This is a genomic window from Arthrobacter ramosus (assembly GCF_039535095.1).
GTDB lineage: Bacteria > Actinomycetota > Actinomycetes > Actinomycetales > Micrococcaceae > Arthrobacter > Arthrobacter ramosus.
On the sequence record NZ_BAAAWN010000001.1, the window covers coordinates 4,958,543 to 4,983,051 of the forward strand.

Here is a 24,509-nt window from a genome sequence, read left to right on the forward strand (position 1 = left end):
AGCTGGTCCTCGTCCGAGGTTCCTGTCATGATCGAAGGAATCGTGCGCCACGACGCCGACGCAGGTTATTAACCCAGGGCTGGGCAGGCCGATCAACTGGGCGATCATCGCCCGTCCGGACAGTCCTCGCCGCCGACTACCTTGCCAATGAAGACCTTGGCGTGAGATCAATTCAGGTCCGCAGGTGGTGAAAAAGTGTTCAGATTGCGGGATGTGGAGACGACGAGAATGCTGGCTCTTTCGTCCTATGGCTTAGAAATGATCGGTGGGCAGGCGTAGAGAAGTGCAAGTCTTCCGCAAGCTGACACCATGTTCCGTCGACTGATGCCCTGCGCTGCGTGGGTCGAAACGTCGAAGCAGGCCAAGCGCGTTTCCAGCTGATCGCTGCCCTTGTCCTGGGCGGACGTCCGTGTTGGTTTGGAACTCCTTCTGCCTGCCCAACGGGTGCGGTGTCAGCGTGCCCCATCGGGGTCGCCGGCGCATTCCTTCGATGCTCAAGCTTGGGCCAGAATCTTCACGCGGGCGGCGTCCGAGGGTCCAAGGTGCTTGTGGCGACTGGCATGTCGCGTACTCCGCCATGTTGACCCGACTTTGAAGCACGGGTTCCTCTGCCGAGCGGCATGCTTTTTCGTCATAAATCAGCCGGTTGCCGTGCTTGTTGCGTGTTTATCCAGCTGGCATGTAGTTTGCTCTCAGATATCCGTGCTTTGGGGAACGGCCTATTTGGGGATCCCGCGCACTTGGCTTCTCGTGAAAGTTGTCCCGTGGGTTCTCGTTCCTCTGTGCTGTTGCGTGCTCTTTCCGGTTTGTCGGTTGTTGCAGGGTTGTTGGCGGCACCTGGCCCGGCGTGGGCCGGTCCTCCGCCCGGGAGCACCGGCGCTGGAATCACCGGCCCGGTGACGGAGAACGTGGCGACGACCCAGGCGGCCCAGAACAAGACCGATGTGGTGGTCGATGCGCTGACGACCCCGACGGAGCAGACCGTGGCGCATCCTGACGGGACGTTCACCCGGACGGTGAACGCGGAACCGGCACGGATGCAGACCGCGACCGGTTGGCAGGATATTTCCACGGATCTGGTCCAGGCGACCGTGAACGGGCAGCCGGTCCTCAAACCGAGGATGACACCGGTCGATGTCACCCTGGCCCGGGGCGGCAGCACCCAGATGGCCAGCGTCGATGACAAGCGCGGGCACGTGGTGAAGCAGTCCTGGCCGTTCGATCCGCTGCCCGAGCCGGTGGTTTCGGGCAACACGGCCACGTACGCGTCGGTGTTGCCGGGGGTGGATCTGATCCAGGTCAGCCACAAGACCGGCGTGTCCCAGGTGCTCAAGATCGCCACCGCGGAGGCTGCGAAGGATCCGCGGGTGGTTCAGATGCGGATCTTCCTGGACGCGCAGAACGCCACCGTCACGGCGGAGCCCGGCGGCGGTCTCTCGGCGACGGGGACGGACACGGGGAAGGCGGAAATGCGCACGGCGATGGGGCAGTGGTGGGATTCCTCCCAGTCCGGGGTGTCGGCGTCGGACCCGGGAGGGCCGGGGATCACCCGGCCGTTCTCCCTGAGCCTGGGGTCCGAGAACGGCAAGCAGACCCAGGTCCTGGGGATGAGCGAGATTTTGAGCCTGCCGAACCTGCGCTACCCGTTGTTTGTGGATCCGGACTGGTCCACGGTCAGGGCTTCGTACTTGTACGTGGACAGCGCCTACCCGGGCACTCCGTACTGGAACGGCCAGTACACCGACTCCACCGTGCACGTGGGATACCTCCCTTCGTACTGGGCGCCGGACGGGGTCTCCCACACCACGCGTGGTTACTACCAGTTCGACACCACGCCCATGTCCGGCAAGATCATTCTCGCGGCCGTGATGAACGCGACCGAGACGTGGTCATCTTCGTGCACCGCGACGCCGGTGGACGCGTGGGTGACCGGCGGCATCAGCCCGGGCACGACGTGGAACGCCCAGCCCGGCCTGGTCGCCAAGACGGATTCCAGGACGGTCGCGAAGGGGTATTCTTCGGCTTGCCCGGCCGGGACCGTGGGCTTTGACCTGTCCTCGATCAAGAGCACTCTGCAGACTGTGAGCCAGTGGACCGTGTCGCTGCGGGCCGGGAACGAGGGCGACCCCCTGGGGTGGAAGCGGTTCAACAATGACGCCTCGATCATCGTCACCTACGACACCCCGCCCTACACCCCGGGGCTGTGGACGATCGACAACGCCCGCTGGACGGGCGCTCCGTTCGCGTCCACCTACGTGACGAGGATGGACCACCCGATCTATACCCTGACGGTCGGTGACCCGGACGGCGCCGCCGGCGGACCTATCAACGTCTGGATGTCGGTCTTCGACAGCAACAACCAGTACGTCTTCGGCGCCGGTCCGCTGGGTCCGATACCAGGGTCCGGAGGGTACCCGTCCTGGCAGGGCCCCACGAAGCTGAACGACGGGGTGTACCAGTTGCAGGCCCAGGCCCAGGACGACAAGGGCGTGAACTCAGGTGTCATGCAGTTCTTCTTCGAGGTGAAAACGACCGCCCCGGACGCGCCGCTCATCACCCCACCGGACACCATCAAGACCAACCCCAGCCTCCCCGGCTACGGAACGGTAAACGGCGGGGGTGCTGCCGGTGCCGGCAGTTACGCGTTTTCCCTCAACGAGCAGGGTACGTATCCGGTCCGGGGTTTCGTGTATTCGGTCACCAATGCCCCCGGGCCCACCTCGGTGCCGGTCAATCTCAGCTGCGATACCCGGGTGAAGGAGTATGTGGTGGTCTGCCCGGCGGATGGCCGGACAGCAACCGCAACCGTCACACCGGTGGATACCTCAACCGTGCTGACGGTGTGGGCCTTCGACTATGCCGGGAACGTCAGTGCCCAGACCGCATCCAAGACTCCGGCCTCCTACCATTTCGACGTGGCACCCCCGGCATACACGGCGTTGACACCGTTGCCGATCGCTGCACCGAGCCAGGGAAGCTGGGTTCCTGTCGCCGTGCAGAGCAACGGCACGCCCTATGCCACCAATTCCTGCCAGGGCGACACGAGTTCCGGGTACCCCGGGAGCGCGAAGTTCAACGCCCTCCAACTCAACGGCGCGCCCGGGCAGTTCGGCACGACCACCACCGCCGTGGACACCTCCAAGAGCTTCAGCGTCTCGGGGTGGTTCTGTCCGACGAATCCGGCACCGGGTGGAAGCACCATCCAGTCGCTGATCGCCCAGATCGCCGACACCGGCGTCCCGGGCGGCGCTGTGCGGCTGAGTTCGGGCGGATTGCCCGAACTGGACACCTGGACCACGGGCAACGCCCTCGAGCAGGTCCAGACCCCGACAGCTCAGACGCCCAACCAGTGGTTCTTCGTCTCGGCGGTGTATGACCAGCTCAACCAGCAGCTGCGCATCAACGTGAATTCCGCGTCCTTTACGGGCAACTGGACCACGGCCACCTCGCCGCAAACCCATCTTTCCGCCACGACCCAGCCGGTGCGGCTCGGGGAGGGATTCACCGGGCAGATCCTCAACCCCGTCATGACCCAGGGCGTCCTCACGAAGGACCAGTTCCACGGCATTCAGGCACAGTTCACCGCCACCACCCAGGGAGTCCTGAAATGAGAAACGTCCGGAACCGGAATGGCCTCGGCAACGCCGCCGTTCTCGCGGTTGCCTCCGCTGTGGTGACTGCCTCCGCGGGCCTGTTCGCGATCACCGTCGACCACTCCCTCGGATGGACACCGGAGGCACCTGATCCGGTGTCCTCGGTCCAGGTCACCCCGTGGAGCGCCGCAACCCAGGAACCGGCGGGGCAGCGACCATTCGTGGAAGGCATCAATCTTGCCGCTGTCCGGGCAACCGTCCGGGGAACCTCGCCGGCCACCGTCACCGGGGCCGCGAGAACTCCTCATGCGCTGGGGGCGGGGCTGACCGTGGTGCCCGCGGGGCTCACCCGCACCGTGCCTTTGACGTCGCCGCCGGCACCCGTGCCGGTCAATGACAACGGCGGCGGGAACTTCACCGCACTGCCCGGGGTGTCCTCCGGCAGCTGGGGTGTCACCGGCCAGACCGGCGCCTTCACGTGGAGCTACCCTTTCAGTGCCCGGAAAGCCCCCGCCGGTCCGACCCCGGCCCTGGGGTTGGCCTACGATTCCTCCTCGATCGACGGGCTGACCAGCTCGACTAACAACCAGGCCTCCGTCGTCGGTGACGGATGGTCGCTCGCCGGAGCCGGGTCGATCCGGCAGAAGTTCGCCCCGTGCATGGATCAGGGGGTGACCGGTTCCTATGACCTCTGCGGTGCAGCCGAGGGCCAGCAGTTCAGCATCTCTTTCGGCGGCCGCTCCGGGCAGGTCATCAAAGACAAAGATGCCGTCCCGGCAAAATACAAGCTGCAGAACGATGACAACACCCGCGTCGAATACCTGACCGACAACACCAACTCGAACGGCACCTTCGACGGCGGATACTGGAAACTGACCGACACCTCAGGGACCCAGTATTTCTTCGGCCGCAACCACCTCCCGGGCTGGGACGGCACCAAGGCGAGTACGAATTCCGCGGACACGGTCCCGGTCGGGGCAGCAACCCCGTCCCAGCCCTGCGCCGCCGCAAGCTTCGCTGCTTCCGTGTGCCAGCAGGCCTACGCCTGGAACCTGGACTACGTCGTTGACGTCAACAACAACTCCGAGGCGTTCTACTACACCCAGGACACCAACACCTACTCCACCCAGCAGGGAACAGGCCCGCTGATGAACTACGTGCGATCCAGCCGCCTGGCCCGGGTCGACTACGGCATGCGCGCCGGCACCGAACTGAGTGCCTCCTCGCCGCTGCGCATCGAGCTCGGCTACACCGGCCGCTGCACCGGGGTGGACTGCAGCAAAGGCAACGATATCCCCACCGGATTCGCCTGCCAGCCCACAGGCACCTGCGCGGTCTACTCACCCACCTTCTACAACGACCAGCGACTGCAGACCGTTTCGACCCGGACCAACACCGGCCCCGGCGCATACCAGGACGTGGACGTCTGGACCCTGGGCCACTCCATGCCGGACCCCGGCGACGGAACCAAACCGGCCCTGTGGCTGGGATCCGTTGCCCATCAGGGAGCCAACACGGCCACTGGTGTCGGCGGGGCGATCTCTGACCCGGCGGTCACCTTCGAAGGCCAGGCCCTGCAGAACAGGGTCTGGGTCTACGCCGCCGGCATCGCGCCGCTGGACCGGTACCGGATCTCCACGATCAGGACCGTCACGGGTGCCTCTATCACCGTCTCCTACCTCGGCACCGAATGCTCCCAGACGAACCTTCCCGCAGCTCCGGAGACGAACACCAAACGCTGCTTCCCCCAGTGGTGGACACCGACGACGCCGATCGCCCAGCCCGCGCGCATGGACTACTTCCACATCTACCCGGTGGCCGCCATTTCAACCAATGCCGGGCCCGGGGCGAACGGCTCGGTCGACATGTCCACCCGCTACGAATACCAAGGAACCCCTGCCTGGAAATACGCCGCTCCCGCATTCGTGGCGGGTTCGGGCGGATCCCAGTTGACCTGGTCCGTGAACGCCGGATGGTCCAAAGTCAAGACCATCACCGGCAACACCGGCGTCCCCGGACTCAACCCCTCCAGCATGACCACCTACCTGCGCGGCCTGGACGGAACACCTTCAAACAGCAGCGGAGGAAAGATCTCCGCGACCGTCACCGCCTCGGACGGTACGACCATCACCGACTCCCCGTGGTTCGCCGGATCCTCTGTTGAAACGCAGAAATTCGTCGGCGAGACCGGCCCGCAACTAAGCACCGCCATCACCGTCCCCTGGGCATCCCCCGTGACCGCTACCGGAGGCGGGACCGGAGCCCCGACAGCCCGGCACACCGGCACCGCGTCCGTGAAGAACATCATCGCCAGCAGCACCGGGGCAGGCACCCGTACCACGACCACGTCCAACACGTTCGACAACGGCACCGGCAACCCGAACTATGGGCGCATCACGGCCGTGTCCAATTCCGGGGAAACCGGCGGAACTCCCGGCAGCTGCACCGTAACCGCATACGCAGACAGCGCCGGCGCGGACAACACCGGTCTGAACCTGCTGGCCCTGCCCGCCACCACCACGACCTACGCCGGGCCCTGCACCGGAAACGGGGCACCGGCCGGGAACATCATCGCCGCCACCGGCACACTGTATGACTCCTCGATGGCCGCCATCCCCGGCGCGCCCACCTACCAGGCTCCGACCCTGGGCAACCCGTCACGCACCGACACCGCCACCGCAGTCAACGGCACCACCGTCACGACCTGGAAGACCGGCCCCACCCTGGCCTACGACGCCCTGGGTCGGGTCCAGTCCTCCACGGACAACACCACCGGCACGGCCCGCACCACCCAGATCGCCTACGCCCCCGCCACCGGGCTGCCCGCCTCGGTGACCACCACCAACCCGCTGGGCTGGACCACGACCACCGCGTTTGATTCCATCCGGGGCAACAAAACCACGTCCACGGACGAGAACCTCAACGTCACCAGCTACCAGTACGATGCCTCCGGCCGGATCACCGGAGTCTGGGACCCGATGCGCCCCAAAGCCAGCAATGCGACCCCGACCCAGGCCACCGCGTACACAATCTCCAAGGATGTGCCCTCATCCATCGCCCGGACCAGCATCAACGGCCTCGGCCACGCGACCACCAGCTATGAGATCTACGACGGCCTCGGACGGCTCCGGCAAACCCAGAAGCCCTCCCCGCGGAGCGGCACGATGGCCACCGACACGACGTACAACAGCATCGGCGCCAAACTCATCGCCAACAACAACTACCAGTTCGCTGCCAACCCCAGCGCCGCCCTCATGCTCCCCGACGGAACAGCCGTGCCGTCCTCGGACAGGTACGGCTACGACGGCGCCGGACGCCTCACCACCGACGCCGCCCTCGCCTACGGCAACAGCAACGCGCCGCTCTGGACCACCAACATCACCTACACCGGAGCCGACACCACCACGACCACGACCACACCCGGCACAATCGCAGGCAATGACTCCGCAACCGCCACCATCGTGAACGCCGCCGGCAAAACCGTCTCCCGCCAGCTCTTCCACGGCACCACCCCGACCGGCACACCCGACACCACCAGCTACAGCTATGACGCCCTGGGCCGGATGACATCGATGACGGACACCGCCGGGAACCAATGGTCCTGGGCCTTCGATACCGCCGGCCGGCAAACCACAGCCAACGACCCCGACACCGGAACCACCACCACCAGCTACGACGCGTCCGGCCGTGTCGCGGCCACCACGGACGGCGCAGGGAACCTCACCAGCTACGCCTACGACGCTCTGGACCGGACGACCGGCACCAGCGTGACCCCGCAAGGCGGCACCGCGCACACCCTCACCACCAGCACCTACGACGGGGAGAAGAAGGGCCAGCCCAGTTCCGCGACCCGGTTCAACGGACCGAACTACGACCAGCAGGTCACCACCGCTGTCTCCGGATATAACGCCGCCTACCAACCCGCGACAACCACCACGACACTGCCCGGCGGGCTGACCGGATACGCCGGGGACTACACGACAACCCGCGCCTACACCAGCACCGGCAACATCGCCACCGAAGCGACCCCGGCAATCGGCGGGCTCAGCGCCGAAACCATCACCAACAACTTCGACGATTTCGAAAACCCGTCCGCCATCACAACCGGAACCGACACGATCGCCGGGGCATTCGATTACACCGAGTTCAACCAGCTCGCCGGATTCCAGCAATTCGACGCCAACTACACCAGCAACACCGCCGACACCACCGGATTGAACAAAACCCAATTCAACTGGGATGCAACCACCGGACGGTTGGCCAGACAATCTTCAACCAACCAATCCAAAGGCGCCATAGCCGACCTCGGAGTAACGAACTACACCTACACGGCTTCCGGGAAGCTCAGCTCCCGGGAACAGCTATACCCCTCACGCCCCGGCGCACCGGATGACTACCAGTGCTACAGCTACGACTACGCCTCCCGGCTCTCCGCTGCCTGGACCGCAGCAGCAAAGAACTGCAACACCGCACCGACCCCGGCCTCGACATCGGTGCCCGGCCTCGGCGGACCGGCACCCTACGCCCAGACCTACGCCTACACGCCCGCCGGGGACCGGTCCCAGGTCAAACGCTTCGACAACGCCGGGAACCTCGCCGCCACGGAAAACTACGCCTACCCCGGCGCGGCCGTCACCGCGCCGGGCGCGTTTTCCGCCCAGGCACCGTTCAGGCAGCTCGACACCCGCAACGGCACCGGCGGGATCCACGGAACCGTCGGCCCCGGACAGACCATCAGGGTCAAAGTCACCGGCCAGGGAGGCATCCCCGCGACCGGTGTGTCCGCTGTGGCGATGAACATCACCGTGACCAACCCCAGCTCGTTCGGAGCCATCACCGCCTACGCGGGCGGGACCAACAACCCCGGCACCTCCAACCTGAACTACGCAACAGGGCAGACCGTCGCGAACTTCGCCGTTACCCCGGTCGGCGCAGACGGAACCATCGCGTTCACGAACAACTCCTCCGGGACGGTCGATCTCCTGGCCGACACCTCCGGCTACTACCTCGGCGGCGCAGCCACCACCCCGGGCGCGTTCTCGGCCCAGACCCCGTTCCGGCAGCTCGACACCCGCAACGGCACCGGAGGGGTGTCCGGCCCCGTCGGCCCCAACCAGACCATCAGGGTCAAGGTCACCGGCCAGGGAGGCATCCCCGCCACCGGCGTCTCCGCCGTCGCAATGAACATCACCGTCGCCAACTCCACCTCGTTCGGGGCCATCACGGCCTACGCGGGCGGGACCAACAATCCCGGCACCTCCAACCTGAACTACGCGACCGGGCAGATCGTCCCGAACTTCGCCATCACCCCGGTCGGCTCGGACGGCACGATCGCCTTCACGAACAACTCCTCCGGCACGGTACAGATCATCGCCGACACCTCCGGGTACTTCCTTGGCGGCACGGCCACGGTCCCTGGGGCGTTTTCGGCCCAGACCCCGTTCCGGCAGCTCGACACCCGCAACGGCACCGGCGGGGTCACCGGCCCCGTCGGACCGGGACAGACGATCAGCGTCAAGGTCACCGGCCGCGGCGGCCTCCCGGCCACCGGTGTCTCCGCGATCGCGATGAACATCACCGTCGCCAACTCCACCTCCTCCGGGGTCATCACCGCGTACGCGGGCGGGACCCCTAAACCGGGTACCTCGAACCTGAACTACACGGCCGGGCAGATCATCCCCAACTTCGCCATCACCGCGGTCGGGGCGGACGGGACGATTTCCTTCACGAACGATTCCCCCGGCACGGTACAGCTCATCGCCGACACCATGGGCTACTTCAACGGCCCCGTGACCGGCGGCCTGCCCGGGGCGCACCAGCTCCAGTCCATGACCAGCACCCCGGCAACCGGAACACCCGCCACCAGCACCTTCACCTGGGACGCGGCAGGGCGGATGACCGGCCGTGCCGGGGAAACCCTGGCCTACACAGCGGACGGGAAACTTGCCACCACCACCGGCAGCCCCACCCTGCCGGCGAACCCGAACCCCTCCGCAACGGCAGGCACCCCGCCGGCACCCCTGTCAGGAACCGCGGGCAGTACCGGGACCCGGTACTACGACGCCGGAGGGAACCTCGTCGGGATCACCGACGGCACCGGCACCACCGCCACCATCGGCTCGATTACCGCCCACTCCACCCCGGCAGGGGTGAAGACCGCGACCAAGACCTACGGTTTCGCAGGCAAGACCGTCGCCCAGCGCACCGCCGCCGGCGGGACCGTGAAACTCGCCTTCATCATCAGCGACGGCGTCGACACCACCCAGACCATCCTCCAACCCAGCAGCGGGACCACGCCGGTCACCGCCCAAACCCGCTACACCGACCCGATCGGCCTGGCCCGCGGACCCACCCAGACAGCGGCCGGAGCCGGCGCGTACGCGACCGCCGCGGGTGCCACCACAGGTGTGGGGTCCAACGCCGCCAACGTAGCCGGGTACGGCGCCGTGAACGGGTACATCGGCGGACTCGCCGACACCATCAGCACCCTCACCCACCTCGGCGCCCGAGACCTCGACCCCGTCCTGGGAACCTTCACAAGCCCAGACCCGATCCTGAAACGCGACGACGCGAACAACTTCTCCCCGTACGTCTACGGCGAAGCCGACGCCATTAACAATGCCGACCCCTCCGGACTCATGATCCTGAGTTGGGCCGTCACGGACGGTCCAATCAACGGGGGATGGCATGCGCCAGATGCCGTACCTGACGTCGCTGTACCCTCGCGTCCGACCGGTCCATTGGCTCCCGGCTACACATCACCGGTACCGGGCTCCTGGCAGTTCTACATCGCCCCCTCATGGACCCGACCCAGAACAACCCCGGCGCCCACAGCTGCCTCGGAGAACGCGACAGGGCCATCGAGCCTCAAACAAACGCTATTGGTGAGCCAAGGACTCCCGCCAGACGAAAACAGCTCCTGGGCCACCGCACTCCGCCCCATCGCGGATCTAGCTATGATCGTCGGAAGCGAAGGGATGGCCGGCGAAGGGATGGCCGGCGCAGGCGAAGAGATGGGCGCCGCCGGTGAGATTGGTATCCGCAGCGGGGCCCGCAGCGCCGAGATGTCCTCAGTGGAAGGAAACTTCAACGTCAAGTTCGGTTCAGAAGCCAAACTCGGCGACCATTTCAATAGGCATGGAAGTGACTTCAGAGCTACCTCCGCTGAGCAGTATGAAAAAATGGCTTCAGAGTTCCTGATTTCACCACTACGCGGCAACGGTACGCTGCAGAAGATCAGAGGAAATGGAGATATAGTCCGCTACGACCCGAAATCAGGAGAATTTGGCGTGCTCAGCAATAGCGGAGTTATCCGGACCTATTACATTCCTGACCCGGCTAGGACCGGCATGTCGAACATGGACTATTTCATCCAGGAAGGCAGCAGATGATGTACTTTTGTCCAGTCTGCGGTTACTCTGGCCTCGACGAGCCCCCGTACCTGGAAAATGAGGCCGGCAGCTACAACATCTGCCCTTGTTGCTACGTCGAGTACGGTTTTGATGACGGCGGTCGGCACGGAGAGGACCTGCAGCTTTGGATTGCGGAAGCCCGGGACGCTTGGATTAATCAGGGCATGCGCTGGAACAGTTCTTGGACCAATCCTCCTGAACATTGGGATCCGCTGATCCAGTTGGAGAACCTCAAACAAGACAAAGGGCCGGCCTCCGGCACAGAACGCTACCGATTTGAAACCGTACAGTAGTGCCGCCCAACATCCTCCAAATACGACCGACTACACACCGCCACCGACCTACCTCCAAAAAGTCCTGACGAGAAGTATTCCTTCGGTCGGGTAGTCAATACTTCGGCAATGGTCGGGGGCTGGATTCAGTCACAGCTGATTTACGTCTTCAAGGTCTGGTCAGCTTCGAAGGATCTTCCCGAGCGTTCGGAACTACGGATAGACCGCTTGTTGGCCCCGATGATGACCAATCTCTTGCCATGGTCACGAGGTTCCCTGAAACGGTCGCACCCCTGCCTTTTGAACTCGGTGACATCCTTCCCAGCATTTGCTTCTACGACTCTTTCTTCCGGAAGTACGTTGACGATCTGGGCAAGGCCCTTTCGGGCCCCGTGGAGCCGGTCCGGGAATTAGGTCTTCAAGGCTTCAGGAGCATCGACGACGCTTTCAGCACAGGTTTGGTATTCCGCTTATTCCCGAGGGCCGAGACTGAATGTGTTTCCAGATCAACGAGAGGCCGCAGAGCAACTCGCAGCCCGCCAAGCCGCTGCCGCCGCAGAAACCGGAGCCGCAGCTCTGCCGAAGCTAACGGGCTCCATCGCCGAGTCGTTCGAGGGCAGCAGCTACTCCACCAGGACCTTCAAAGCAGGCACCGAATTCTACCGTGCCGAAGGTTGGGGTGCTTCAGCACCCGGTCGCTTCCTCGGAACCGATGCGGTATCGACGGGTGCCGAAGCCGAGGCGGCGTACAACATCGCCATGTGGGGCAACCCCACGCAAGTCATGCGCACCTACCAACTGACGGAGGATGTCACTATGTATTACGGCCGAGTTGCCGGTGGTGAGGGTAACCAGGCGCTCCTCGTGGGGTCGACCCCAGCGCAGTTCTCCGACAAATCGCCGCGAGGCCGCTAGGATGACCACCGTGGAATTGATGCGCGTCCTCGCCGCTATTCGAGAGCTCCTTGACGCTCATGGTCAAGCGTCGAAGGCAGCTTGGCTTGCTGACCGCGAGCAGGCGCTCGAAGCCGCCGAGTCCCCGGAGACGGTGAAGCTAACGATCGCGGAGCTTCACTCAATTGTCTTGGGTATGGGCGGGCTTTTTGATCTCCCACTCACGGCGACCTCAAAGGAGGCTGCGGAGTCAGCCCGGACGAGGCTGGATGTACTGGCAGATCAACTGTTCGAGATGACGCGGGTTACGTGATCGGGGCGGCGCCAGTTCTCGAAGCGATCCGAACGCTCACCCGCGGTCGCTCGTGCGGACAGGTCCTCATCAGCCGACTCGGGCGAGGTCGTGATCACGCACCCCGTGCGTGCCGACAACCACCGGGGTCCGGATCCTTACCAACGCACCAACCGAAGCAACCGAGCGCTCTCGGCAGGCTGGTAGCGGCGTGAAATTGAACGCTAAGCCTTGAGTGTCAGTTTGGGGTACACCCCAATTGGACGTCAGGAAACAGCCGGAAATACTGTCAGATTAGAGTGGCTTTAGCGTTTTCTTGACGCAAGTTGCCCGAAGTCTTGGATTTCAACCTGACACTCTTCGTTAGGAGTGGAACATGGTCGGCTAACGTGTCGGATACGTGAGGGTCAGCGGCTTGGACTAGAACGGCCAGCGCCAGCGGGAGGGCGTCGAGGTGGGCAAGGTGTTCACGGACAAAGCGTCCGGCAACACCAATCGTCCCCAACTGGAGGAACTCTTGAAGTTCGCCTGCGACGGTGACCCCGTCATCGTGCACGGCATGGACCGACTGGTGAGAAACCTCGACGACCTGCGCTCCGTCGTAGAGAATCTGCAGAATTCGAGCGTTCCCTCATCGGCGAACGCCAACCGAGGGCATCGCCCTGGCCAAAAAACGCGGAGCCCACCGAGGACGCAAAAATGCCCTTTCAACGGCTCAGGCGGCAGAACTGGCAAGACGCGCCGCCGCAGGAGAACGTTTGTAACAGTCGGCCTCAGCGTGCCCAGAATTACGCAACAACGGCATGTTGTTATTACAGTAAGGATTGCCTTGCCTATCTCGCTACCGTTCCCCCGACTCCTCGGGCTCGCTCTGCATGAAGGGTAGGGCTACCCCCGACCAGTCCGGTCCCAGCCGGAACCCTTGAAAGGCCCCTATGAAATTCGGCATCAAACCCGCTACGGCCCTTGCCTCCGCCACGGCCACGCTGCTGGCACTTTCGGCGTGCAGCGGCGCACCAAGCGGTACCGCAAGCGGTGGTTCCACGGCCGGCGCGTCCGGCGAGGGCATCGTCGTATACAACGCGCAGCATGAAAACCTCACCGGCGCATGGGTGGACGCCTTCACCAAGGAGACGGGAATCAAGGTTACGCTCCGTAATGGTGACGACCTTGAAATGAGCAACCAGCTCAGCGAGGAAGGCAAGAACTCCCCAGCGGACGTCTTCCTCACGGAAAACTCCCCGGCCATGGTCCGCATCGCGAGTGCCGGATTGGTCGCCCCCGTGGACCAGGCAACCCTCAGCCAAGTCCCTGCCCAGTACCGGCCCTCCACCGGCGACTGGACGGGCATCGCGGCCCGCTCCACCGTTCTGGCCTACAACAAGACCAAGCTCAGCGCAGACCAGCTTCCCAAGTCCTTGATGGACCTCGCGGACCCGTCATGGAAGGGACGCATCGGTGCGTCCACGGGCGGAGCTGATTTCCAGGCCATTGTCAGCGCGATGCTTGCGCTCAAGGGAGAGGACGCCACCCAGAAATGGCTCGAGGCGGCCAAAACCAACTTCAAGTCGTACAAGGACGACACCCCGGTACTCGCGGCCGTGAACGCCGGAGAGGTCGACGCGGGAGTCCTGTACCACTACTACTCCTTCGTCGATCAGGCCCAGACCGGAGAAAACAGCAAGAACGTTGACCTCCACTACTTCAAGAACCAGGACCCGGGTGCGTTCGTCAGCGTCTCCGGCGGGGCTGTTCTGGCATCCAGCAAGAAGCAGGCCCAAGCCCAGCAGTTCCTGAAGTTCATCACGGGCAAAGCGGGTCAGCAGGTCCTCCAGAACGGCGACTCCTTTGAATACACGGTTGGCTCCGACGTGCCGGCGAACTCCAAGCTTGTGCCTCTCAAGGACCTCCAGGCACCTTCGGTGGACCCCGCCAAGCTCAACAGCGAGAAGGTCACCGAGCTGATGACCAAGGTCGGGCTTCTCTAGCCCCAGCGTCGCCTTGCTGCTGCCGACCGCCACTCCTGTCCCGCAAAGGGGCGGGGGCGGCGGTCCGTCAGTCCTCAGCCGACCTTGAAGCCCCCGTTGCTGTAAAGAATCTGGCCATTCATCCACGAGCCCTGCTCGGAAAACAGGAACCTCACCAGGTCCGTCGTGTCCTCGGCCGTGCCGAGTCGACCGGCCGGCGTCGCGTCAATGCCCGAGCGCCGCGTCGCGTCGTCCATCCACCCCGTATCGATCGGGCCCGGGTTCACCACATTCGCACGCACACCCCGGCCTGCCAGCTCCACGGCGGCTGCTGTGACGATGCGGTCGAGGGCCCCCTTGCTCGCGCCGTACGGCAGATTGTGAACAGTGTGATCGCTCGTCAAGGCGACAATCCGGCCGCCGACGTCGCCCGCAACAACGGGTTCCCGTAGTTGCTCCGCGAACGCCTTGATGAGGAGCCACGTCGCGCGGGCGTTGACAGCGAAGTGGCGGTCCCAACTCTCAAGGTCGGTCGTCAGGATGGCACTGTCCACTGATTCGCAGTGCGACATCACCAAACCGGTCACCGGCCCAAGGGTCCCGGCAGCCCTGATGACCTCAGCCGGTACCGCTGGATCGCTCAAGTCGCCCGGGACGAGTTCGACGGCGACTCCCAACGCGCGGCATTCGCTGGCGATCGACTCCGGGTCGTCGGGATTGCGCTCCAGTCCGACGCGATCGTCGTACGGCCGCCAATAGTTGAGGGCGAGGTCCCCGTCGACGGCCACGCCGCGTTCCCCGGTGAGTCGCCGCGCGGCACAGCCCGTCACTGATCAGGGAGCAGCCAGCCGTCGGCGATCAGCAGTTCCCGGAGCGCGGGCCGGCTGAGGGGTTCCGGTCCGTTATGGGCTTTGCGGCGGACTGAGACGAGGAGCTTCTTCACGCCGTCGGCGCTGATGCCCAGGCTCGCGCCGACATCGGCCATTGTCCCGCCCGAGCCGCCTAGGTACAGCGTGACGGCTTCGTGTTCGCGTGGGGTGAGGCGGATCCGCGGCCCGGGGACGTCAAAGACGCCGGCAAGCTCGGGCAGGACGAACTTCTCGCCGCGCGCCGCGGCGAGAACGGCTGTGGTGAGCACTTCGGCCCCCGCCGTCTTGGGTATGTAGGCCAGGGCGCCGGCGTCGAACGCTTGGCGGATCACCAGGGGCGTCGCGAGGGAACTGCAGACCACCACTTGTGAGCCGGTTGAGAGAATGGCCTGGATTTTGGAGCGCAGCGGGATCCGGTCACCAAGGATGATGTCCAACAGGACAACGTCAGACAACTTTCCCAGCGAGGCGGCGAGCTCGGACCAGGAACTGAACCTGCCCACCACCTTCACGGTCGCGGCGTTGGCCTCAAGCCAGGAAGCAAGACTCTCCCGGAGCAGTGCGTGGTCTTCGAGGATGTCCACGTGGATCTTTGGCGTTGCCGCTTCGAACCGGCGCCGGAACAGCCCCACTTGGTGTTCTCCTTCATGGCCGACGACGCTAATCGTCAACCACTCTGCCGTCCCAATTTCAAGATCCCGCACTGCAGAGGAGCAAGAAATCCTCAAGATTCGGGCGCCCGCAAGGACAGCGGCTACGCGGAGGTTTTCAATGAGTCCACGCGGATCCTTGCGCCCCTGAACCCCGCACCGTAGGTTTGAGGAAGCGGACGTATGCGTCCGGGGGCATCGGGTTTGAAGCCGATGGTCAGTCAGATTCAGAGAAGGAACATGGCCGTGGCAACAGGTATTGTCAAGTGGTTCAACGCCGAAAAGGGTTTCGGCTTCATTGCCCCCGACGACGGTTCGGCGGACGTCTTTGCCCACTACTCGGCGATCGCCTCGAGTGGGTACCGATCACTGGACGAGAATCAGCGGGTCCAGTTCGACGTCGTGCAGGGCCCGAAAGGCCCCCAGGCGGAGAACATCCAGCCTCTTTAAGAGGGGACCACTTACGAATCAAGGCAGTTCTGCAAGCAGCCGGCCCCACTTGGGTGCCAGTAACGGCGCTCCGGCAAGCTTGAGGCAATGCCACAGCGTCACCGCCACGGAATCAAGCACCGGTACTCCGGTGGTTTCCTCCACTTCCGCGGTGATGTTGGCGCCGTAAAGGTTCGTGCACAAATAAATGAGCGCGTCCGGGTTCGAGGCGGCAAGTTCCAAGGACCCGGGCAGCATTTCCGCGTCCGTGACCCGGGCGAAGGATTCATTGTTGCTCAGGTCCAGGTGACGGTGGTCCACCGTCTTGATTCCTTCGCGCGCATATGACTCAATGACGGCTTGGTTCACGTCCCCTGTATAGGGCGTGAACATGCCGATCCTTTCGGTGCCGAACGTCTTGAAGGCCTCCAGGTAGGCCAACGTGGAGGTGGTGGCCGGGATCCCGGTGGCCTCCGTGATTTCCCGGACCAGGGCTTCGTCGTGCGCTGAACCGAGCCAGGAACCCGAAGTTCCGTTCCACGCGATGACGTCCACGTCCGCCGTCGCGAGCAATGCGGCGGCCTCCCGCATGACGGCCGAATCAAACTGTTTGTCCGAAGAATCATCCAGCGCAATCCGGGTGACCGGAATCCGCGTGAAGTGGATGGTGACGTCCTGGCGGTCACCCAGGATCCGGTAGCTCTGCGGCTCCAGGCAGGTGTTGGACGACGGCACGATCATGCCGATGCGGGTGGGGCGGTGTGCGGAAGGCATGGTTCTCCTAAGCAGAAACGGTGGCGGCAACGGACGGCGGTTTTCGAACGGACAGCGCGTCGCGGTGGGCGGCGAAGCCGTTGCGGGCAACGAAACGGCCAACCGGTCCGGGATCGTGGAAACCGCCGTCGTCGACCACCACGCGTCCGGCGGACACGACGACGGCGGGCCAGCCGCTCAGCGTCTTCCCTTCGAAAGGCGAGAAGTCAGTTCCCATGTGGAGGGCGCCGCCGTCGACCTCGCGTTCCTCGGCGGGATCGAAGATGACCAGGTCGGCGTCGAACCCTGCCGCGATAGTGCCCTTGTCGGGCACGGCATTGATCCGCGCCGGACCGGCCGAGAAGACCTCGACGAAGTCCTCCACTGTGCTGTTGGCCGCCATCGCGGTGAACGTCACGGGCATCCGGGTTTCGACGCCGGGCAATCCGTGCGGCATGAAGCGGACGTCGTCGGTGCGCTCGCGCTTCTGCGAGAGGTCGTAGCAGGAGTGGTCCGAGGACACGGTGTGGATGGCTCCGGCTGCGAGGCGTTCCTTCAGCGCTTCTACTGTTTCAGCGCTGCGCATGGGCGGGCAGCACGCATACCATTCGGGAAAATCGCTGCCGTAGACGGTGTCATCCAGCGTCAAGTAGTGCGGGCACGTCTCGGAGTAGGCTTCCTGGCCGCGCCCGCGGGCCTCAGTGACAAGATCCACCGCGCCGGGGGTCGACTGGTGCACGAAGTAGACGGGCGCTCCGGTGTACTCGGCCATGGCGAGAGTCTCTTTGACGGAGATTTCCTCGGCGAGTTCGGGCCGCGTGGAATGCAGGTGCTCGATGCCGATCCGGCCGTCCGCGGCGTGTTGTTCGGTGCAGTCGGCAATGATGGGATCGTGCTCGGCGTGGATGTACGTGAGTCCGTCCAGGCGCACCATTTCGCGCATGACCTTCAGGATGGTGTCACCGTCGGCCATGGTGGAGCCGCGATTGGTGGTGTACATCTTCACCGAACGGACGCCCTCGGCGGCGAGCTGCTCCAGCTGCCAGGGCACGGTCTCGTCCCAGCAGATCACTGAGCCGTGCAGCGCGACATCGCAGCGGGACTCGGCCGCCAATCGTTTCTTGTTCAGGACCGCGTCCAGCGGGGATTCCTGGGCGTCACGCGGAATACCGAAATCGATGATGGTTGTGGTGCCGCCCCACAGGTCCGCGGTGGAGGTGGCGCGGTAGTCGTCCAGGGTGCGGAAGCGGCCGGTCACTTGGGCCACGTGGCAATGGCCGTCCACGCCGCCAGGGATGACCAACTTGCCGGACGCGTCGATCATGCGGGAGGCGGCGGGGACCGGTTCCGCGGCGTCGATGAGCTGGGTGATGCGGCCGTCGTCGACCACGACGTGGGCTGCTTGCCGGGCCGGCCCAGTGGATTGACGGCTGTTGACCACGGTGCCGTGGGCGATGACGAGATCGGGAATGGTCACGGTGGCTCCTACTTTCCGGCTGGGACGGCGGCAGTCGCGTTGGCAGCAACGGAAGTGCTGGCGGCGGCCTGGATAGCGGTCAGGGCGGCGTCGAGGTTTTCGGACAACCCCCGGCGGTGCTTGACGGGCGGCGGGGCAAAAGCGCCTTGGCGGTGGAAACCGGAATGCAGCGCCACGACCGCTTCGATCATGCGGATCCCGGCGGAGATTCCGTCCACCACGGGCACGGGGATCTGTCCTTCGAGCTCGCGCGCGAGTCCGGCAAGCGGGGCACCTGCGAGGATGACGACGTCGGCGCCGTCCTCCGCGACGGCCTGCCGGCTTAGTGCCAGGAGGGTTTCCTTGAAATCCTGTTGCACGGTGCCGATGCCGTTGAGGCTTTGGTTGATGGACCGGATCGAGGCAAGACGGCTGCCAAGTCCGAAATGCTCCACGCAGTCCCGGTACCAAGCGGTGATGCGGTCCGAAATGGCGATGATGGAGAAGCGTTGGCCCTGCAGGGCCGCGGCGCAGAGGGCGGCCTCCGTGATGCCGATGACCGGCACGTCCGTGAGTTCCTTGAGCGCAGGCATTCCGGGGTCGCCGAATGCTGCCACCACGACGCCGTCTATGTGGTCCGTTGCCGGATCTCCGCCGCAGTGCTCGGCGATGATTTCGGCGACCGCGCCGGCTGCGATGAGGGCTTCAAAACGGGTCTCGATGTATTCGACGCCATGTCCTGCGGTCCGGACGATCAGCTCGGTGTCAGTCCCCGCGGAGCGGTGCGCTTCGGCGGCGATCAACGCAGTGACATCGGAGCTGATGTTGGGATTGATGACTAGCAATTTCATGTTCGTTTGCCTTGCAACGTGAGTTCGGTGGCGGGCGCGTCCTGAGGGAACTGCTCGCGGTACTTTCCAATGTGCGACGCCGATTGGGTTGCGGCCCGCTCGGGATCGCCGCTGGCGATGGCGGCGTAGAGATCGCGGTGTTCCTGGATCAGTTCGGGCAGGTCGTCAACGTGGCGGAAGAGCCAGTGCATGCGGCCTTGGAGCGGTTCCAGCGCGGTGCGCAGAAAATCGTTGTTGGCGATGGCCGTGATGGCATCGTGGAATTCGCTGTTGGCGCGGTGGGCCTCGAGGATTGAGCCTTTCGCGAGGAAGCGATCGGCCTCATGGAGGAGTCCGGCCAAGTGCTTGAGGTCTTTGTCGGTGGCGCGGGCCGCTGCCAGGCGGCATGCCAGGACTTCGAGCGACTGACGGACGTCGAAGAGGTCCTCGACGTCTTTGGGGCTCAATCCTGCCACTTCGGAACCGCGGGAGGCGCGGTCCTGGATGAGGCCTTCCTGCCGCAGCATGCGGAGGGCTTCGCGGATGGGGAGTCGCGACACGTTGAATTCGGCGGCGAGGTCCCGCTCCACCAGCCGGGTGCCGGGCGCGTAATGACCCTCGAAGATTCGCGAACGGATGGCGTCCCGCACGGATTCCCGGAGGGGGCGGTCCGTGGTGGGGGTTTCATCTGCAATCAGCATCTTTGCTCCATTCGTGTTCTCTTGGGTCATTGCGCCCGGCATTCCCGGCGGGCGTCTGGCCTTTTGGTGGTTCAGGACCGTCCGGCCAGACCGGTCAGGCGAGTTAGACCGGAAGTCGTTTGCCGTAGTCCAGCGTCAGCACGGATACGCCCATGATGATCGCGGATCCGACAAAGTATAGGAGGGCCCAGGTGTAGGAGCCTGTGGCCCCGACAATCAGACCTACCACAATCGGGGTGACGAAGCCTGAGATGTTGCCGCTGAAGTTCATGGCGCCGCCCAGGACGCCCGAGTTGGTGCGCCCGCCAAGAATGGAGGGGATGCTCCAGAACAGGCCAACCCAGCGGAGGAAGAACATGACCACGGACAGCAGGACAACCGCCGTCGTCGGGTCTGCCACGATGGTGACGCCTACCAGGCCGCCAATCACCACGATGCTGGAGATGCCCAGCAGGGTGCGCATGACCTTGTTTGCCGACGCGCCGGCTGCACGCCATTTGTCCGCGATGGTGCCGCCCAGGATTTCGCCGACAAAACCGGCGCCGAAGATCACGAAGGTGGACCAGCCGATGGTGTTCAGGTTGAAGTGCTTGGCCTGGGCCAGGTACAGCGGGCCCCAGGTCAGCAGGCCGTAGAACACGCCGTTGAAGCCAAGCCAGCCGAAGCACATGGCCCAGAAGGAACGGAATTTCAGGTAGGGGAGGAGAGCGCGCTTGCCCTTGACGCCGTCCTTCTTGGCCTCGGCGTCTTCCTCGGCGTGGGAGGCCTCGATGTAGCTGGCCTCGGCGTCGTTGACTCGCTTGTGGTTGCGGGGATTGTCGCGGACGTACCACCAGACGGCCAGGCCCATGAGGACGGTGGCGGCGCCGGCGATGATGAACGAGTAGCGCCAGCTGCCTGTTGAGGCGATGAGCCAGGTGATGAGGATGCCGCCCAGGCCGGCGCCGAGCGGGGCGCCTGCATCAAGGATCGTGGCGCCGCGGCCGCGCTCCTTCTTGTGCATCCAGATGGCGTTGAGCTTGCCGCCGGCCGGCATGACTCCGGCCTCGGCGACGCCGATACCCAGGCGCGCGATGAACATGCTGAGGAAGCCGCCGGCCAGGCCGGATGCGGCCGTTGCGGCACCCCAGCCGATGCACGACGCCGTGACGACCTTGCGGGGGCCGAACTTGTCGATGAGCAAGCCGACGGGGATCTGCATGAGGGCATAGGTCCAGAAGAATGCGGAAAGCAGGAGCCCGACGAGCTCCGGCGCGAGGTTGAATTCTTTCTGGATGATGGGCAATGCCACGGAGATGGAGCCGCGGTCGATGTAGTTGACGGCTACCAGGATCAGCAGTAGGACGAAGAGCCTCCAACGGACACCCGTGCGTCGCTGCACGCCGTCCTTGCCGGCTTTTTCTTCTGCTTTTCCTTCGAAGGCATGCGCTTCTGTTTCGGTGTTTTGGAGAGACACAGTTTCTCCTTCAGGGGAGTTTGAGGAGCGGGGAAAGACTTGAATTGCTGCGCTGGGTGCGGGTTGCCGCGGCAGCCGGACTCGCGCCTGCGGCAGCAGTAGCGGCCCTGTCCTTCTTCCGGGAGGAGGGACGCTGCCGGTTCGTTGAGTCCGTTTTGGGATCCCAAAATCAAAATTAGATGTGACCCGGCGCACTGTCAAGGGTTTTGGTATACAAAGCGAAGAAGCGGAATGTGACCGGGGGTTGTGAGGCCCGGATTGGCGGTGTTGCTCGGTGACGGGGCGACGGATGGGATACCGGAGGCTCGGCTTGGGGCGTGCCTTCTTGCCGACGCGCTTCCTACCTCAAGACGCGCAACTGGCTACGGGGCGCGGAGAAAGTCCGGCGACGCTGGAATTCCGGTGTCGCCATGGATTTTCCGTGTCGTCAGGCGTTTAGGGCCGGATCGTGGAGCGCTTAGCTCGGGTTGAGGTCGGCGAGAGCCGTCAGCGCCCGGTCCGGATGTTCCGCGATGCGGTTGAGGACGTACAACCACCACTCGCCACCGAAGATGACGTACTCGCGCGTCCGGTAGCCGTCCCTTTGGAGCCGGTCGAGAAGATCGGTCCCCAGTCCGAGGAGCATCTCGAATTCGATCGCGTCGGTCTTCAGCGCCTCGCCGTGCCTGGTGATGAGCGTGTTGACGAGCTCGTCGTCGTGCGTCGCGAGGGAAAGCGGGTGGCCGGAGCGGATGAGCTTGCTTGCCAGATCGAGGTAGGCAGCAGTCAGTTCGACGCTGTTGCGGGGGTAGGCGACGGACTCGGGTTCGAGGAACGCGCCTTTGACTAAGCGAACGGTACCCGGGTGGCGGAGGACCCGTTCGAGGTCTCCCGGGGTGCGGTGCAGGCGGGCTTGGAGTGTGATGCCGACGCGGGGGACTTCGACAGCGAGTTCGTCGTACAGGTCGAGGACCAGATCGGTCCGATCGGAACCTTCGGCCGAGATCATAAGTCCCGTCCCGTACGGTTCAGTTATCGCGGCAAGCCGGCGTACGTGGTTGAGCGCCAGATCGCGGTCCACGAGAGCGCCGAGGTGGGAGAGGTCGAAAGAGATCGTGCTCGGCAGGCCGGTCTTCCCGAGTGCAGCGCCCACCTCGAGGAACACCCCGGCTTCCGAGCGTGCCAGGTCGGCGTCGCGCACGCTCTCGCCGGCGTATTCGATACTGGCGGCATGCCCGCGGGCTACCGCCGCTGCGGCTACCTCGATGGCGTCGGCGGCAGTGTCCCCGGCCGAGTATCGCCTTGCCACGCGCGAAGCCATTGTCGCCAAGGCCGGTGTGGACATGACACGTTGCTTCAGGCCTTCATCCAATGCCCACGCCCGGAGGGTATCGGCAGCACGCTCGAGATCAATCTTGGTAGTCACCCGACAAACTGTACCTGCGGAGTTTGCAGGCCACGATGTCGGGTTCGCGATGTGAAATCTCAGCGCTGGGCTGGTCAGGATCGGGTACCCCTTCGGGTGTGCGCCAGGATTTCCGCAAGCTCGGCGAGCCGGTGTGCACGTGCTGATTCCGCCGGCGTGAACGGCTCGCCCGGCCGGGAGAACAGGAGCGGCCCGTGCCAGGCGGTGGGAATCTTGAGGAGCGTCGTGGAGGGCCCGACGGCGGCGCCCGCCTCGACAGCCGGACCTTCCGGTTCCGGGGTGACGATTTTCGCCGAAAGGAGTTCCGCAACCGCCAGCGGCAGTTCGTGCGGGTTGTCGGCGATCCGGGCAGCCAGGCTCAGGGCCTTGGTCTGGCCGTCCGCCATGGCGAGTGCAGTGGTAGGCCAAACGTGCGAATCCCGGCCGCCGCCGTCGTCGAGCGCTGTCAGTAGCTCCTGCTCGCCGAGGTGGCCCGGAGCGGAAAGTACGAATTCGTCCATGACGGCTCCATCCATGGGGTGGACATGGATGCTGAGGATGTTGATGTCGGTCCGCGCCAGGGATTGGGTGATGCGTTGGAGGGAACCCGGCTGGTCGCGGAGCACGGTCCTCGCCCGCCAAAGGGCCGGGGCCGAATGGAGCTTCCTGCGGTGGCGGAGGGCAGGTGCGTGGATCCAGCGCCGCAGAATCCTGGCCGCGGAGGGCTCGGCGACCCAAATGACCAGGACCGTTGCGGTGACGGTCAGGAGGAGCACCTTGGCCAGGTAAGGCAGTTGCGTTTCAACCACCGCGGCGTGGACAAGGAGTTCGATGGGCAGCATCACGGCGATTTGGGCCACGGTGACCCGGGCCTTCGGAGCCTCGGGCATCTGGCCGCATACTTCGCAGGAGAGCTCGGCTGTAGCGGAAGTCCTCTTGTTCGGCTTCATGGCACTATCGTGCCCGAGCCCTGTTTCAGGTGGATTGCGCCTGCGTCACGATCTGAGGCAGCACTGATGTGGGCCAGTTCGGCGCCGACCGGACGCGCCGAACTGGCCGTAATGCCCGGAACCTAGCGGGCGTTTTCGTCGCTCTTGTTGGCGGCGGCGAGATCGGTCAGGAGGTCGCGGATCTCAACAAGCAGGGCGGTGTCAGCCGGCAGCGGTTCGTCCTCGGGTTCTTCGATGGAGGCACGGCGCTTGGTCAGTTCGTTGATCTTGTTCATGGGCGCAACGAAGATGAAGTACACCACGGCGGCCGTGATCAGGAAGGTCACGAACGCGGTGATGACGGCGCCGAAGTTGACGAAGGTCTTCGCGTTGTCCGGCCAAATGGAGAAGCCCAGTCCCTGTGCGTTGACTCCCCCGGCCGCGGCGATGATCGGGTTGATGATGTTGGTGGTGAAGGCTGCGACCAGGGCCGTGAACGCGGTGCCGATGACGACTGCGATGGACAGCTCGATGATGTTGCCGCGAAGAACGAAGTCCTTGAAACCTTTGAGCATGGAATATCCTCCGGTGGGTACGAGTCTCTGGCTAAATCAGAGATCAA

Annotated in this window: 18 protein-coding genes; 8 read left to right on the plus strand and 10 right to left on the minus strand. The window is 64.5% G+C overall.

Annotated elements, in window-relative coordinates; genetic code table 11:
• The first annotated feature begins 764 nt into the window (after positions 1 to 764).
• From ABD742_RS22890 to ABD742_RS22920, 7 genes are all read left to right on the plus strand, one after another.
• A complete protein-coding gene (locus tag ABD742_RS22890; protein ID WP_234751615.1) occupies positions 765 to 3,611 on the plus strand; it encodes a LamG-like jellyroll fold domain-containing protein in 2,847 nt (948 codons plus the stop codon).
• Entirely contained in the window at positions 3,608 to 10,984 is a 7,377-nt protein-coding gene (locus ABD742_RS22895) for an RHS repeat-associated core domain-containing protein (RefSeq protein WP_268819241.1), read from the plus strand. Before ABD742_RS22890 ends, ABD742_RS22895 begins: the two co-directional genes overlap by 4 nt.
• A complete protein-coding gene (locus tag ABD742_RS22900; protein WP_234751616.1) occupies positions 10,981 to 11,298 on the plus strand; it encodes a hypothetical protein in 318 nt (105 codons plus the stop codon). Before ABD742_RS22895 ends, ABD742_RS22900 begins: the two co-directional genes overlap by 4 nt.
• Before the next feature lie 474 nt (positions 11,299 to 11,772).
• Positions 11,773 to 12,192, plus strand: a complete 420-nt coding sequence (locus ABD742_RS22905) for a hypothetical protein (protein ID WP_234751617.1) — start codon at positions 11,773 to 11,775, stop codon at positions 12,190 to 12,192.
• A gap of 1 nt (position 12,193) precedes the next feature.
• Entirely contained in the window at positions 12,194 to 12,484 is a 291-nt protein-coding gene (locus ABD742_RS22910; protein ID WP_234751618.1) for a hypothetical protein, read from the plus strand.
• A gap of 442 nt (positions 12,485 to 12,926) precedes the next feature.
• Positions 12,927 to 13,349 carry a recombinase family protein gene (locus ABD742_RS22915; RefSeq protein ID WP_425547597.1) on the plus strand — a complete coding sequence of 141 codons (423 nt, stop codon included), beginning with the start codon at positions 12,927 to 12,929 and terminating at the stop codon, positions 13,347 to 13,349.
• Between the two features lie 49 nt (positions 13,350 to 13,398).
• Complete coding sequence (locus tag ABD742_RS22920) at positions 13,399 to 14,451, plus strand: iron ABC transporter substrate-binding protein (protein WP_234751619.1); 1,053 nt, start codon at positions 13,399 to 13,401, stop codon at positions 14,449 to 14,451.
• Between the two features lie 74 nt (positions 14,452 to 14,525).
• Here ABD742_RS22920 and ABD742_RS22925 read toward each other — a convergent pair whose 3' ends face one another.
• Complete coding sequence (locus ABD742_RS22925; RefSeq protein ID WP_308193861.1) at positions 14,526 to 15,218, minus strand: SDR family oxidoreductase; 693 nt, start codon at positions 15,216 to 15,218, stop codon at positions 14,526 to 14,528.
• 38 nt (positions 15,219 to 15,256) lie between these two features.
• Positions 15,257 to 15,931: a response regulator gene (locus tag ABD742_RS22930; protein WP_234751620.1), complete on the minus strand. Its 675-nt coding sequence runs from the start codon at positions 15,929 to 15,931 to the stop codon at positions 15,257 to 15,259.
• A gap of 264 nt (positions 15,932 to 16,195) precedes the next feature.
• Here ABD742_RS22930 and ABD742_RS22935 point away from each other — a divergent pair, with 264 nt between their 5' ends.
• Positions 16,196 to 16,399 carry a cold-shock protein gene (locus tag ABD742_RS22935; protein WP_035743560.1) on the plus strand — a complete coding sequence of 68 codons (204 nt, stop codon included), beginning with the start codon at positions 16,196 to 16,198 and terminating at the stop codon, positions 16,397 to 16,399.
• 18 nt (positions 16,400 to 16,417) lie between these two features.
• On the opposite strand, the gene ABD742_RS22940 is transcribed toward ABD742_RS22935, so the two are convergent.
• The 8 genes from ABD742_RS22940 to mscL all read right to left on the minus strand — a co-directional run bounded on the left by ABD742_RS22940 (position 16,418) and on the right by mscL (position 24,462).
• Positions 16,418 to 17,152: a maleate cis-trans isomerase family protein gene (locus ABD742_RS22940; protein ID WP_234751621.1), complete on the minus strand. Its 735-nt coding sequence runs from the start codon at positions 17,150 to 17,152 to the stop codon at positions 16,418 to 16,420.
• A 7-nt stretch (positions 17,153 to 17,159) separates the two neighbouring features.
• Positions 17,160 to 18,608, minus strand: coding sequence for an amidohydrolase family protein (locus ABD742_RS22945; protein ID WP_234751622.1), 1,449 nt, complete (start codon positions 18,606 to 18,608; stop codon positions 17,160 to 17,162).
• A gap of 8 nt (positions 18,609 to 18,616) precedes the next feature.
• Entirely contained in the window at positions 18,617 to 19,438 is an 822-nt protein-coding gene (locus ABD742_RS22950) for an aspartate/glutamate racemase family protein (RefSeq protein WP_234751623.1), read from the minus strand.
• Positions 19,435 to 20,118, minus strand: a complete 684-nt coding sequence (locus tag ABD742_RS22955) for a GntR family transcriptional regulator (RefSeq protein WP_234751624.1) — start codon at positions 20,116 to 20,118, stop codon at positions 19,435 to 19,437. Before ABD742_RS22955 ends, ABD742_RS22950 begins: the two co-directional genes overlap by 4 nt.
• A gap of 103 nt (positions 20,119 to 20,221) precedes the next feature.
• Positions 20,222 to 21,574, minus strand: coding sequence for an MFS transporter (locus tag ABD742_RS22960; RefSeq protein WP_234751625.1), 1,353 nt, complete (start codon positions 21,572 to 21,574; stop codon positions 20,222 to 20,224).
• A 457-nt stretch (positions 21,575 to 22,031) separates the two neighbouring features.
• The gene (locus tag ABD742_RS22965) at positions 22,032 to 22,979 is read right to left on the minus strand and encodes a proline dehydrogenase family protein (protein ID WP_234751626.1); all 948 of its coding nucleotides are present in this window, start codon (positions 22,977 to 22,979) and stop codon (positions 22,032 to 22,034) included.
• Positions 22,980 to 23,053: 74 nt separating this feature from the next.
• A complete protein-coding gene (locus ABD742_RS22970) occupies positions 23,054 to 23,908 on the minus strand; it encodes an ACT domain-containing protein (protein ID WP_234751627.1) in 855 nt (284 codons plus the stop codon).
• 122 nt (positions 23,909 to 24,030) lie between these two features.
• On the minus strand, positions 24,031 to 24,462 hold the full coding sequence (gene mscL, locus ABD742_RS22975; RefSeq protein ID WP_234751628.1) for a large conductance mechanosensitive channel protein MscL: 432 nt from the start codon (positions 24,460 to 24,462) through the stop codon (positions 24,031 to 24,033).
• Positions 24,463 to 24,509 lie beyond the last annotated feature (47 nt).